The 13903-nt window shown below is 46.9% G+C and carries 14 protein-coding genes; 7 read left to right on the plus strand and 7 right to left on the minus strand.

Annotation, left to right across the window (positions count from 1 at the left end; genetic code table 11):
* Window positions 1–47: 47 nt before the first annotated feature.
* From AACM02_RS14680 to gldN, 7 genes are all read left to right on the plus strand, one after another.
* Window positions 48–845, plus strand: coding sequence for an SDR family oxidoreductase (locus AACM02_RS14680; protein ID WP_339117390.1), 798 nt, complete (start codon window positions 48–50; stop codon window positions 843–845).
* 25 nt (window positions 846–870) lie between these two features.
* Complete coding sequence (locus AACM02_RS14685) at window positions 871–1959, plus strand: VOC family protein (protein WP_339117391.1); 1089 nt, start codon at window positions 871–873, stop codon at window positions 1957–1959.
* Between the two features lie 70 nt (window positions 1960–2029).
* Window positions 2030–3010 carry a PorP/SprF family type IX secretion system membrane protein gene (locus AACM02_RS14690; protein ID WP_339117392.1) on the plus strand — a complete coding sequence of 327 codons (981 nt, stop codon included), beginning with the start codon at window positions 2030–2032 and terminating at the stop codon, window positions 3008–3010.
* 62 nt (window positions 3011–3072) lie between these two features.
* Window positions 3073–4485 carry an SUMF1/EgtB/PvdO family nonheme iron enzyme gene (locus AACM02_RS14695; RefSeq protein WP_339117469.1) on the plus strand — a complete coding sequence of 471 codons (1413 nt, stop codon included), beginning with the start codon at window positions 3073–3075 and terminating at the stop codon, window positions 4483–4485.
* A gap of 21 nt (window positions 4486–4506) precedes the next feature.
* Window positions 4507–5115: a gliding motility protein GldL gene (gldL, locus tag AACM02_RS14700; protein WP_214062363.1), complete on the plus strand. Its 609-nt coding sequence runs from the start codon at window positions 4507–4509 to the stop codon at window positions 5113–5115.
* Complete coding sequence (gene gldM, locus AACM02_RS14705; protein ID WP_339117393.1) at window positions 5112–6668, plus strand: gliding motility protein GldM; 1557 nt, start codon at window positions 5112–5114, stop codon at window positions 6666–6668. The genes gldL and gldM overlap by 4 nt, the downstream gene beginning before the upstream one ends.
* Window positions 6669–6715: 47 nt before the next feature.
* Entirely contained in the window at window positions 6716–7663 is a 948-nt protein-coding gene (gene gldN, locus AACM02_RS14710; protein WP_339117394.1) for a gliding motility protein GldN, read from the plus strand.
* Window positions 7664–7673: 10 nt separating this feature from the next.
* Here the strand turns inward: gldN and AACM02_RS14715 are convergent, their stop codons facing one another.
* Genes AACM02_RS14715 through aroQ form a run of 7 tightly spaced genes read right to left on the minus strand, consistent with a single transcriptional unit; the run spans window position 7674 to window position 13848 of the window.
* Window positions 7674–8300 carry an NAD(P)H-dependent oxidoreductase gene (locus AACM02_RS14715; protein ID WP_214062360.1) on the minus strand — a complete coding sequence of 209 codons (627 nt, stop codon included), beginning with the start codon at window positions 8298–8300 and terminating at the stop codon, window positions 7674–7676.
* Between the two features lie 23 nt (window positions 8301–8323).
* A complete protein-coding gene (locus AACM02_RS14720; protein ID WP_339117395.1) occupies window positions 8324–9640 on the minus strand; it encodes a UDP-glucose/GDP-mannose dehydrogenase family protein in 1317 nt (438 codons plus the stop codon).
* 33 nt (window positions 9641–9673) lie between these two features.
* A complete protein-coding gene (locus tag AACM02_RS14725; RefSeq protein WP_214062358.1) occupies window positions 9674–10906 on the minus strand; it encodes an FtsX-like permease family protein in 1233 nt (410 codons plus the stop codon).
* Window position 10907: 1 nt separating this feature from the next.
* The gene (rbfA, locus tag AACM02_RS14730; RefSeq protein WP_214062357.1) at window positions 10908–11240 is read right to left on the minus strand and encodes a 30S ribosome-binding factor RbfA; all 333 of its coding nucleotides are present in this window, start codon (window positions 11238–11240) and stop codon (window positions 10908–10910) included.
* Between the two features lie 6 nt (window positions 11241–11246).
* A complete protein-coding gene (locus tag AACM02_RS14735) occupies window positions 11247–11882 on the minus strand; it encodes an O-methyltransferase (protein WP_339117396.1) in 636 nt (211 codons plus the stop codon).
* A gap of 3 nt (window positions 11883–11885) precedes the next feature.
* Window positions 11886–13358: a pyruvate kinase gene (gene pyk / locus AACM02_RS14740; RefSeq protein WP_339117397.1), complete on the minus strand. Its 1473-nt coding sequence runs from the start codon at window positions 13356–13358 to the stop codon at window positions 11886–11888.
* 58 nt (window positions 13359–13416) lie between these two features.
* A complete protein-coding gene (aroQ, locus tag AACM02_RS14745; protein WP_214062354.1) occupies window positions 13417–13848 on the minus strand; it encodes a type II 3-dehydroquinate dehydratase in 432 nt (143 codons plus the stop codon).
* Window positions 13849–13903: the final 55 nt, after the last annotated feature.

Consider the following 13903-nt stretch of genomic DNA (forward strand, 5'->3'; position numbering starts at 1 on the left):
ACAATAACCTGACGATCTAGTGTCTTTCTCTCGTTGTTCCTAAAACTATGCAAAAAAGTACAAATAAAATTATATGGATCACTGGCGCTTCGTCGGGTATCGGCGAAGCCTGCGCGTATATATTCGCAGCTGAAGGGAACAAGTTGATTCTGACAGGCACCCGTGAGGGCCAATTGAAAAAAGTACAGCAAAAGTGCATCGATTTGGGTGCGGAGTGTGAGATTTTGCCTGCCGACCTATCCCAAACAGAACAATTGGATACCCTTACCGACCGGGCACTGTCCTTCTTTGGCAAAATTGATGTGATGTTCCATAACGCAGGAATCAGTCAACGTGGCAAATCGGTGGACACTGATTTCTCGGTGGACAAGAAAATCATGGACATTAATTTTTTTGCTCCCGTAAAGATTACCAAACGATTGCTTCCGGCAATGATTGCCGGTGGAGGCGGAACCCTGGCAGTAACCACAAGCATCTCCGGCAAGTTTGGATTTCCGTTGCGTTCTGCGTACGCCTCGTCAAAGTTCGCGCTCTATGGATTTTTTGAGACCGTGCAGGGCGAGTATTACGATCAGGACATCCGCGTAGTGATGGTTTGTCCGGGACGGGTGAAAACCAACATCTCCTGCAACGCCCTCGAAGCCGACGGCACCAGACATGCCCAAATGGATACCGGACAAGCGGAGGGTATACCGGCAGAAAAAGCCGCCCGAAAAATTGTGAAGGCCATCTGGAAGCAGAAACCGGAAGTGCTGGTCGGCGGAAAAGAGTTGCTGATGGTTTATATCAAACGGTTTTTTCCGGGATTGGCAAGAAAAATAGTGCGGAAAATCAGGACAACGTAACCCTTTCACTTTTTGTAAAACAACTATGGAGAATAAGTATATTATTTCAGGCATTCAGCAAGTCGGTATCGGTGTGGAAAACCTCCACGAAGCGTGGAAATATTACATCGACGTGTTTCATATGGATATCCGCATCCTGGAAGACAACAAGGTAGCGGAACTGATGCTTCCATATACCGGAGGGGTACCCCAGCGCCGTCACGCGGTAATCGCTGTGAATCTGCAGGGTGGTGGCGGTTTTGAAGTATGGCAGTATGCCGGAAGAAAACCAAAACGGCTCGGTTTTGAATTGAATATGGGCGATCTGGGTGTACTGGCGTGCAAAATAAAAAGTAGGGATGTGGCGAAAACCTTCGGGGAGTTTTCCCGGGATCCAAAAGTCAATATCGTCACCAAACTGAGTCAGGACATAGACGGTAAACAAACTTTCTACGTGAAGGACCCTTACGGGAATTTGTTCCAGATTGTTCAAGACGAATATATTTTCAAAAACGAAGGCCGGTCTACCGGAGGTGCAGTAGGTGCTCTAATCGGTGTAACCGATATCGAGAAGGCAATGGTTGTCTACAAAGACATCCTGGGCTACGACAGGGTCATCGCCGACGAAACCGGTGTTTTCGCGGATTTTGAAGGATTGCCTTCGGGCAGTCAGCGGTTCCACCGCCGGCTGCTCACCCACTCCCAACCTCGAAAAGGGAGTTTCAGTGAACTGTTCGGGCCGTCATACATCGAGCTGGTACAACCCCTGGAACGTTCGCCGCGCAAACTCTATGAAGGACGTTTCTGGGGCGATCCGGGATTTATCCAGATCTGCTTCGACATCCGGAACATGGATGCATTGGGGAAACACTGTGCCGAACTGGGGCATCCATTTACCGTAGATACCACCCAAAAGTTCAAAGAAGGTGCTTCGTTTGATATGGGCGATGCCGCCGGGCAATTCGCTTACATCGAGGATCCGGACGGGACACTGATCGAGTTTGTGGAGACACACAAAGTTCCGGTGATGAAGAAACTAGGATTGAGCATCAACCTGAAAAACCGTAATCCCGAAAAACCGCTTCCAAAATGGATGCTGAAAATGCTACGGTTCGGGCGTGTAAAAGGTGATTAATCCCTACGAAAGTGAAATAAACCCGTGATGAACCGCACAATTTTTTCGCCGGTTTTCCGTTATACTTTCAATGGAAAACCGGCGATTAATTTTTTTGTCTGCATTTTTCCTGTTCTGCATTGCTCAAATGCAAGCGCAATGGGATGTTCCGTTCAATCAATTCTGGACGGCAAAGACTTATTACAACCCGTCTTTTGCCGGCGAAACCGGTAAAATCCAGATTTCGGGAATCTATAATTACCGGTGGACAAACATTAAAGATGCGCCCAAACATCTTTTTCTTTCGATGGATATGCCGGTTGAGTTTTTGGGCCTACAACACGGCATCGGTATTCAAACGCTTTCAAACGTCACCGGAAATAAACAAAACACCCTCTTTGCCGCCCAATACACGTTTAACCAAAAATTCGGAAAGGGAATACTCCGTATCGGCGTTCAGGCGGGAATGCTGAATCTCAATTTCGATGCAGCTTCTCTACAGCTGACCACCGACTCTGCGAAAAACTACCGGAAAATCATCAGGGCCCAGCCTACGGATAGAAAATCCCTCGACCTGAATGCCGGAATTTCGTGGACAACCCGGAATTTTCACGCCGGTCTGGCAGCTATGCACCTTAACCAACCGTCGTTTTACCCACTGCGAAGTCCCGGCCCACCGGAAAACGCGAAGGCCGATTCAATCCATTCAAGAATTCCCCTTTCGTATAATTTCATGGCCGGATGCAATATAAACGTTTTTCATCCGTTAGTTGAAATACAGCCAATGGCTCTTCTGATGACGAGCTTAACCGACACCCGGTTGCATACAGCCGTACGTATGGTATATGGCAAGAAGTACTCGGCAGGTGTGTCTCGAAACGGTAAAGAAGGATGTTCCTTATTCGCCGGGGCTATTATAAAGAATATTGAAATGGGTTATGCTTACAGCATGTATACATCTGGCATAGGAAAAGGAAGCGGTGGTAGTCACGAAGTGAGCTTCAGGTACCGGTTCCCGATAGATTTGTTCAGGAGAGAACCGATGCCTTACAAAAGTATCCGGCTTCTTTAAGATCTAACGTTTAAAGTTTTATCCTAACTCTTGGCTCTAATGTCTTTTTAAACTGTATGACAATAAAAAAATTAATTGTTCCGATCCTGATTCTCATTGTGCTGGCCTCCTGCGGCCGGCGGGGTATTGGAATAAGCACGGGAGGTGAACTGACTGGGGTTCCCGTAGGAAAAGTCTGGAATGAACCTACACCCTACAATATGGTACTGGTCACACGGGGCTCTTATCGAATGGGTCCCGGAGAGATCGATTCGTTGTGGGGGATGACTGTTCCTACCCGCGGCGTATCCGTAGATAACTTCTGGATGGACGAAGCTGAGATTACCAATTCGCAGTATAAACAGTTTGTCTTCTGGGTACGTGACTCCATCATCCGCGAACGTCTTGCCGACCCTGCTTATGCCGGAGACGACTTTTTCAGGATTACCGAAGACGAATACGGCGAACCCGTACAACCTCGTCTCAACTGGAGTATTCCCATTCCCTGGACAAGAAATACCGAAGAAGAGGAAGCGGCCATCAACAGCGTGTACATTACCCATCCGATTACCAAAAAGAAAATGCTGGATGCCCGTCAGATGAATTTCCGCTACGAATGGTTTGATGCTGCCGAAGCGGCAAAACGACAAAACAGGCTTGATCCGCAGGAGAGAGTTTTAAATACCGATATCGCCGCAAATCCGGATGAGGTGATCATGATATCAAAAGATACAGCATATATCGACGAAGAAGGACGTATCGTGAACGAAACCATTACGCGTCCGTTAAACAGTTTATACGATTTTGTACACACCCGGATAGTAAACATCTATCCCGACACCACCTGTTGGGTAAACGACTTTAGCAACGCCAACAATGAATACTACATGCGCAACTATTTTTCTCACCCCGGCTACGCACATCATCCTGTAGTTGGTGTTTCGTGGGAGGCCGCAACCGCGTTCTGCGAATGGCGCACCCTGTTTCTTCGCCGGGGATTGCAGCGCCGGGATGTAAAGGTTGAAAAATACCGCCTTCCCACCGAAGCAGAATGGGAAATGGCCGCCCGAAGTGGAAAAACAGAAAACAGATACCCTTGGGGGCCAACCGCGGCGCAAGCCGAGGAAGATTGTTACCAGGCAAACTTCAAACCGGGAGAAGGTGCATATGCTGCCGACCGCAACCTGATTCCCGCCAAGACGAAAAGCTACCGCCCCAACAGCTTCGGTTTGTACGATATGGCAGGCAATGTAGCCGAATGGACCTCAACGGCCTACACCGAATCCGGAAATCAACTCATGAGTGACATGAACCCCGAATACCGGTATAATGCCGCTGCCGAGGACCCCTATCCGTTGAAGAAAAAAGTGGTGAAAGGCGGTTCGTGGAAAGACATCTCCACCTTTATCCGCTCGGATATGCGTGATTCGGAATATCAGAACCACGGACGGTCCTACATTGGATTTCGGTGCGTAAGGACTCCGATAGGAAATTAACAATACGGAAAAAGGTAGAAAATGAACAAAATAATCAGAAAAATAGAAAACAGCCTTCAAACCGATAACGGACAACGGTTTCTGCAATACGCCTATAGCTTTGGCGCAGCCATCGTTATTTTTGGGGCTATGGTCAAGGTATTGCATTGGTGGGGTATTTGGGGAAATATCATTTTCGGAACAGGAATGGCCATAGAGTGTATTGTTTTTATTCTCTACGGGTTAGACCGTCCACCAAAGGCTGTTCCGGCTGAAAAAGAAGCTCCGGCAATCCAGGCAGCACAGGATCTCCCCGTCACTTCCCGGTATCCGAAGGAGCAACCCGGAGAGGTTTCAGAAAACGTGATGAAGTTTGAACAAGAATATGTTCAGCAAATGAAAGCACTCAACCGGAATATATCGGGACTGAACACCATTTACGAAATACATCTGAAAGGCATCAGCGGGCAACTCGATACGCTCGACCAGATCAATAAAGGCTTAATCAGAATCAAGGAGATGTATGAAGGGAGCGTACCTGACAGTTCTATTTTCAGCAGGGAAACCGAGAAAATGACCCGGCAAATCCAGGAACTAAACCAAATTTACGGACGCTTGATTCATGCAATGACAAACACGCAGCCCAAATGATTATCAATAATCCCAACTCTCCCCGCCAGAAAATGATAAACCTGATGTACCTGGTGTTTATCGCCATGCTGGCGCTTAACGTGTCGGCAGAGGTGCTCACCGGATTCGATATTGTTGGTGACAGCCTGAGCAATTCATCGGAAAATATGCACACCAGGAACCGGTTGATTATGGATGAGCTTGAGGGGTACAACTCTCAAAACAGGGAAAAGGCCGGTGAATGGTACGACAAAGGGGTGCAAGTGAAACAAATGAGCGACTCGCTAGTGAGCTATATAGAAGACCTGAAAATAAGAATTGTAAAGGAGTCGGACGGCAAAAAAGGAGACATAAACAATATCCGGAATAAAGACAACCTGGATGCAGCCTCTTCTGTCCTGTTATCCCCTCCGGCCCGACAAGGACACCGGTTGCGCACAGCTGTTGACCACTTCCGACAAACCGTAACCGGTCTTATCCAGGACGACAACCGACGAAAAATCATTGAAAACAACCTCAGCACGACCCCTTCTGAGAGGAACGACTCCCATAAAAACTGGGAGGAGTCGCTCTTTGAAAAAATGCCCGTGTCTGCAGCCGTTGCTATCCTTTCCAAAATCCAGAACGATGTCCGCCTGTCGGAAGGCGAAGCGTTGGGCAGCCTGCTCAACAGCATCGACGTAAGCGATTTCAGGGTAAATGAACTCAATGCATACGTCATCCCCGAATCAAAAGTTATCATTCAAGGTGGTACTTACAATGCCCGGGTCATCCTTTCGGCGGAAGACTCCACGCTATCTCCCGACATAATCGTAAACGGCCAATCTCTCGACCCCTCGGCAAAAGGGTTCTTCTCCACAGCAAGCTCCGCTGTGGGAACTTTTCCGGTGGAAGGCTATATCGAAACGAGGGGAAGCGATGGCAGTACGGTACGCAGAAGCTTTTCGGACAACTATACCGTTATAGAACCCGCGGCCACCATTGCACCAACGCTGATGAACGTCCTTTATGCGGGGATCGGGAACGAGATCAGTATCTCCGTACCGGGAATTGCACCGCAAGACGTCTCGGCAACCATGACCAACGGTTCACTCGTCCGAAAAGGCAACTTATGGGAAGCCAAACCTGTTGCCGCCGGCCGGGATGCCACCGTCTCGATATCCGCGAGAACGGGCAGTCAGGTACGGCAACTGGCGTCAAAAAATTTTCGTGTCCGCTCTCTACCCGACCCCAGCCCCTATATCGAATATGCTGATGCCAACGGAAACCCGGTTGTTTTTAAAGGCGGCAACCTGGCCAAAGCCGTGCTGGTAAATACTCAGGGGATAAAAGCCGCCATTGACGACGGCATTTTAAATATTCCCTTCCGGGTAACCGGCTTTCGCACCCTGTTTTTCGACTCCATGGGAAATGCTATTCCCGAAGTGTCTGAAGGAAGTCGGTTTTCAGAAAGGCAAAAAGAACAAATCCGCCGGTTACAACGCGGCAAATACTTCTATATTTCGGGCGTGAAAGCCATCGGCCCCGATGGGTTGGAAAGGGAAATAGCAGTGATTGAGGTGAGGGTGAACTGATTTACGCATTGAAGTCCCGGACTGGAAATTTAAAAAATTATACGACAATGAAATTTAAGCCAATATTTATTTCGTTCTTTATTTTCTGTTGTATCGGAAACTGTTTCTCCCAGGAGACTGCGCGGGAAAGGCTGCAACGCCGGAATCAAGGCCAATCCAATACAAACAGCACCGTGGAATTAACCAGCCGCGCCACACAGATGAACCGTACACAATCCACGGATATCAACGATGCCAAATGGTTGCGTGAAATTTACCGTTATCTCGATCTGTCAAAGGAAGGCAACGCGCCGCTCTACTATCCGGTATTGCCGGAACAAGGTCGGATGAACCTGTTCACCCTGATTTTCAACCTGCTTTCCGAAAACAAAATTACGGCTTACGAGTACCTGGACGGCAGGGAGGTCTTCACGGATGAATATAAAATCGATTTCAAGGAATTTCTCGACAGGTTCGGAATTTTCCACGAGACTCAAAACGGAAACATCGTCGTCAGCGAGGTGGATATTCCCAGTCACGAAGTACTGGGGTATTACCTGAAAGAAGCCTATTATTTTGAAACCGGGACATCGAAATACGGGGTTAAAACAGTTGCCGTTTGTCCCATTATCTATCGTCAGGCCGACTACGAATCCCAAACCGTCCGCTATCCGCTCTTCTGGATCGTGTATGATGAACTCCGCCCCTATACTCTGCGTATGCCCATCATGACTTCAAGCCTCAACAACACCATGACGGGAACGATCGATGATTTTTTCCGCATGAAACACTACGACGGTGAAATTTACAAGGCCACCAACCCACGCAACCTGGCCATTTCACAATACACTTCCACCCCCGAGGAAATGAAGGCGGAACAAGAACGAGTTGAGCAACAGCTCAGGGATTTTGAAGAGAGATTGTGGAAAGGGGACACCGATACAACACGGGTTCTGCCCTATCGTCAGAAACAGAGGGCTGGAGGTTCAACTACCATGCGAAACAGAAGGTATTAACCTTTTATAGCTAAATCTTCTCCACCAGTAGATCCATCGGTTTTCTGATTTTCGGCAAATAAATCAGTTTATCCTCTTTCTCGTCCCGGTAACCCAACGCCAGCATCACTACAGCCTCCTCTTTCTCCGTATCGAGACGAAGGACCTCATTGAGCGACTGCGCATCAAACCCTTCAATTGGAGTAGCGTCGATTCCCGACGCTGCCGCTGCAACAGTGGCGTACCCTAGCGCGATATACGTTTGCCTGATCATCCAGCTGAATTTGTTGATCTGCGGATCGTCAATCACCCTTAAAATCTTGGAACGATAACCGTCTATGTATTCATCCGTGGAGTTTCTCTGGCGCTTCATCTCTTTCAGATAACCCTCCAGGTATTCGGAGTCGAGCTTTTTCCTTGCTTTAAAAACAAGCAGGTGAGAGCATTGCCTGATCACAATTTGCGGGCAAGACTTCCTGTAAATCTCACCGATAAGGTCTTCATTTCGGGTAACAACCACTTTAAAAGGCTGTAAACCATATGCTGTGGGCGTTAAACGAATGGCTTCCAAGATGATGTTGAGGTCGCTTTCCGCGATCTTTTCCCCTGTCATCCGTTTTGTCGCATAACGCCAGTTAAGCGCTTCTATTAAATCCATTTTTTGATAACCTGAACTTCGTTTTATAAACCTATTCCCCGGTATCCGAATCCGTAGGAAAAGAGGTCTTCCTTGTTGTAAATGTTCCGCCCGTCGATAACCAGGTGCGTACGCATAATTTTTTTCAGAATCTCCCAGTTGGGAAGACGAAACTCTTTCCATTCCGTAGGGACAATGAGAGCATCAGCATTGTTCGCAGCGTCGTAAATATCTTTAGCGTAGTATATTTTATCGTTCAACCGTTTTCTGGCTTCATCCATAGCTGCCGGATCATATGCGCGAACATTTACATTTGATTCCAGCAAACTGTCTATCAGTTGCAGAGCAGGTGCATCCCGCACATCGTCAGTTTCGGGTTTAAAAGACAACCCCCAGACAGCAACGGTTTTGCCCTCTACTACACCGTTGAAAAACTCACTGAATTTTTGGAAAAGAATCTTCTTTTGATTTTCATTTACCTGCTCTACTGCCTTAAGCACACTCATCTCATAGCCTGCATTTTCGGCCACCTTGATGATCGCTTTTACATCTTTGGGAAAACAACTTCCGCCGTAACCGCAACCCGGGTAAAGAAAGTTCTTTCCGATACGCGTGTCACTGCCGATCCCCCGCCGCACCATATTCACATCTGCACCTACCCGTTCGCACAGGTTGGCAATATCGTTCATAAAGCTGATCCGTGTTGCGAGCATAGCGTTAGAGGCATATTTGGTCATCTCCGAAGAAAGAATATCCATGAAAATTACACGGAAATTGTTAAGCAGAAACGGGCGGTAAAGCCGGGTCATCAACTCCTTGGCACGTTCCGACTCCACACCCACCACTACACGGTCGGGACTCATAAAATCATCAACAGCAGCGCCTTCCTTGAGGAATTCCGGATTGGAGGCTACATCAAATCCCAGGTTGCTGAGGCCGCGTCTATCCAATCGTTTCTGCACCCGTTCCTTGATCCGGTGTGAAGTACCCACCGGGACAGTACTTTTGGTAACGATCAGCAGCGGTTTATCAATGTGGTCGCCAATGGTTTCTGTAACCTTCCAGACGTACTTCATCTCAGCATTTCCGTCTTCGTCCGAGGGGGTTCCGACAGCGATAAAAACCATATCCATATCGTTCAAAACCGACGGTAAATCGGTAGTAAAGTGCAACCTACCGGCATCGTGATTGCGAACCACAATATTTTTCAACCCGGGTTCGTAAATCGGGATAATACCTTGCTTCAATCCTTCGATTTTTGCTTCGTCAATGTCAACACAAGTTACATCCACTCCCATTTCGGAAAAGCATGCGCCCGAAACCAATCCTACATATCCTGTTCCAACTACTGCAATCTTCATAATTAATATAGTTTTGAGCGAAAAGTATAGTTATTATACCTCCGCAAATTTCAATTTCTTCTTCAAGTTATTGATGGGATAAAATACAGTAAGCAGCGAAATGATGCTAACTACTACAAAGACGGTTACAATATCCCAGAACCGCACAATAACAGGATAAGCATCCACCACATAAGCTCCGGGAACATTACTCAGGCGGAGCAGTCCGAAATGTTGCTGCAACAAACACAAGGTCAATCCGGCAACAATTCCTGAAACGATTCCAAAAAAAGTGATTAACCAGCCCTCGTACAGGAAAATGCGGGAAATAAGGTTGTTGTTAGCTCCCATATTTTTTAAGCTTTTGATATCTATCGTCTTTTCCACAATCAACATCGAAAGTGATCCAACCACATTAAAAACAGCAATTAAAAGGATGAAAGCCAGAATAAGGAACGTCACCCATTTTTCAATCTGCAACATCCTGAAAGACTCAATCTGCTGCTCGAACCGGTTTTCCACCAGAAAATCGTCGCCCAATATCTTTTCAATTTCAGATTTTACCTTCTTCACTGACGCATCGGGATGAAGTTTGATATCGAGGGAGGAGACTTCATTATCATACCTGAACAGTTCACGCGCCAAACGGATGGGAATAATGGCCACCTGATCATCCACATCGGGTTGATTGAGGCTGAAAACACCACCTATCTGTATGTCTTCGCGCGTGAATGCTGCCGAGGGGTTTGCCAAGTTAACGTTTACGTCGCGCTTCGGGGCGTAAATTTCAATCGGGTTTATGAATCCGGCCCGAGCACCCAGCGTGATGGCCAGGCCTGTTCCCAGGGTAGTGTAATTCACGACGTCTTCGGTAAGGCGGAAGCTGCCGTCTACCATCAGTTTATCCATATCGGTCATCAGCCGGAACTCTTCCGATACACCTTTCACGAGGACCGGCACCTGGCGGTCCTCAAACTTATACAACGCATTCTCTTCCAGCGACTCCGATATCATTTGAATGCCATCAATCCGTAAAGCTTTATCAAAGTCGGGCGTGTGATAATCAAATACCTTTCCGGCTTTGGCCGTAATTTTCAGGTCCGGGTCGAAAGCGCTGAACATCCCTTCCACAATTCCGCCAAATCCGTTGAAGACCGACAAAACGCAAACCATTGCCATCGTTGCAATAGCAATTCCACAAACCGAAATAAGCGAAATGACGTTAATGGCGTTGTGTGATTTCTTAGAGAAAAGATATCGGCGAGCGATGAATAGTGAAAGATTCACGTTATTTCAACAATTTATCAATATTTTCGATGTAGTCGAGCGAGTCGTCCAGGTAAAAAATCAGTTCAGGTACAACACGTAACTGTTTTCCGACTCGTTTTCCCAAATTGTATCGGATCGATTTCACGTTATCGTTTATGTTCCGCACCATTTCGCTTCCTTTTTCCGAAGGGAATATGCTCAGGTACGAGTGGGCAATTCCCAGGTCGGGAGTTACCCGTACATGCGTAACCGATACCAGTACGCCCGGCATCTTTTTGGTTTCCACCAGAAAGATCTCTCCGAGCTCTTTCTGAATCAGCCGATTCACTTTTTGTTGTCTGTTTGTTTCCATTCTTCTCTATTTTTTTCGAACAACCGTAATCCCGTCACGTACGGGGAGGATTACCTTTTCTACCCTGTCGTCGTTAGCCAGTTTTTCGTTGAAATTCAAAATACCCTGGGTCGCCCGGTCACTGCTCTCCACCTTTTCTACAACTTTTCCGTACCAGAGCGTATTGTCAACAAGAATGAAACCGCCTTTTCTGATTTTCGGAAGCGTAGCCTCGAAATATTTCCAATACAACTCCTTGTCGGCATCGATAAAGGCAAGGCCAAAACTTTCGTCTTCAAATTCCGGAATGATTTGTGTAGCATCTCCGATATGCAGTTTTATCTTGTTTGCTAGTTCAGACTTCGCAAAATTCGAACGAATAAAATCTTCCAGTTCATCATCGATTTCTATCGTATGTACCTCGCCATTCTCTTCCAGCCCTTCAGCAAAACACAAGGTGGAATACCCTACAAAAGTCCCGATTTCAAGCACCCGTTCCGGACGGATCATCCGGGTTAGCATCTTCAGAAGCCGGCCTTGCAAATGGCCAGACATCATGCTCGCATGGAGCAGCTTAACGTGGACCTCCCTGTCAATTTCCTTCAGTAATTCCGGCTCCGGATCGATATGCGATAATATATACTCTTCCAGTCTATTGTCCATCTTTTATTGCGTATAATCCGGCAAATTATATTTGTCTTTCGCTTCCAAAATTCTCCACGCTTCTGCTATTTCAAGATAAGTGGTTCCACCGGTTTCACCGAAACTGCCGCCCATGTACGCCACGCGATCCTCAGGCTTGATCATCTTATTCTCAATCAGTTTTGTTATCGCACCCACAAAATAGGCCCGGCGGCTTTCTTTGGTGTTTCCATCTCCTTTGCCACTCTGATGGTGTGCCCATACTCCGTAAGACAGGGCCAGTTCGCGTGCCAGCCTCTCGGTTGTGGTAATGGCATAAACAGGACTTTTACCCCGGAAAGCAGCCAAAACCCGGGCTGTTCTACCCGTATGGCTGTCGGTAACGATAGCCTTTGTTTCTAACCGGTCGCTCGATTTAACGGCTTGTTTGGCGAGGAACGAAGTAACTTCGTTATCGTCCAAAGGTTGGTATGGAACGGCGATATCGTTTTGTGGCAGTTTTGTTTTTTCGGTTTCAAAAGCCACTTTTGTCATGGTTCTCACCGCCTCCACCGGATATTTTCCGTAAGCTGTTTCACCGCTTAACATAATAGCGTCGGTCCGGTAATAAATGGCATTGGCAACATCGGTTATTTCGGCACGCGTCGGGCGGGGATATTCAATCATGGTGTGCAACATTTGCGTTGCGACAATAACCGGTTTTTTATGATGGATAGCTTTCCGGATAAGTGTCCGCTGAATAGCCGGAATTTTCTCCTGAGCCACCTCCACTCCCAAATCACCACGCGCAATCATAATCCCATAGGCATGGCGTAATATTTCATCGATGTTGTCCACACCTTCTTGATTCTCAATTTTCGCGATAATTTTTATTGGACTGTTCAGTTCATTCAAAATTTTCTGGACTTCCAATACATCTTCTTTGTTTCGCACAAACGAATGTGCAATAAAATCGACATCGTGCTTTGCCGATAGGGCAATAAATTTTCTATCGCGTTCGGTTATACTCGGCAGGTTGATACGGACTCCGGGAATATTCACGCTTTTCCGGCTTCCGACCGTCCCGTCATTTTGCACACTACAAAGCAGGTAACCAGCATCTTTATCGATCACCTTCAGGTCAATTTCTCCGTCATCAATCAGAATATCGTCACCCACGTTCATCTCATCGACAATGTTCGGGTAAGAGACATAAATAGCCTCCTTGGATGAAACGCTCCCGGGATTACCGATAACCTTCACCCGGTCGCCAGTGGTGAGTTCGATGGGTTCGGAAGCTACAGTTGTCCTTATTTCCGGGCCTTTCGTATCAACCAGAATGGCAATTCTGTCCGACACTGCACGAACGTTGTTTATAATTTTCAGAAATCCTTCCTGGTCAAGGTGAGCCGAATTTAACCTGACAACATCCATTCCTTCTGCAAAAAGCTGCTGAATGAAAGGGACATCGCAACGTTTATCCGAAATTGTGGCTACAATTTTAGTATGTTTTAGCATTGTTAATTTAGTTGAGAATTTTTTAGATCTCAGATGTCATCTGACCATTAAACACTTTTTAATCCGTTTTGTTTGCCATTATCAAGGCTTCCACAGCTAAACGATAGGAGTTCAGTCCAAACCCACCGATCACCCCTGCACAAACTGCCGAGATCATGGATTGATGACGGAACTCTTCCCGGGCATATACGTTGGAGATATGTACTTCGATCACCGGGGTCCTCACCGATTTAATCGCATCGCGAATAGCAACCGAGGTGTGGGTATACCCCCCGGCATTGAGGATGATGCCGTCATAATCAAACCCCGTCTCATGAATCTTATTGATGATTTCCCCTTCAACATTCGATTGATAATGGTCCAGCCTGATTTCGGGAAACACCTCCTTCAACCTTTCGAAAAAGGCCGAGAAAGATTGATCTCCGTAAACACTGGGCTCCCTCATCCCCAACAAGTTAAGATTAGGTCCGTTGATAATTTGGATTTTCATTGTTGTATATGTTTGTGGTTGCAAAGATACGATTTTAACGCAGTCCGACGATTAA

The organism is Petrimonas sp. (assembly GCF_963921705.1).
In the GTDB taxonomy this organism is placed as follows: Bacteria; Bacteroidota; Bacteroidia; order Bacteroidales; family Dysgonomonadaceae; genus Petrimonas; species Petrimonas sulfuriphila.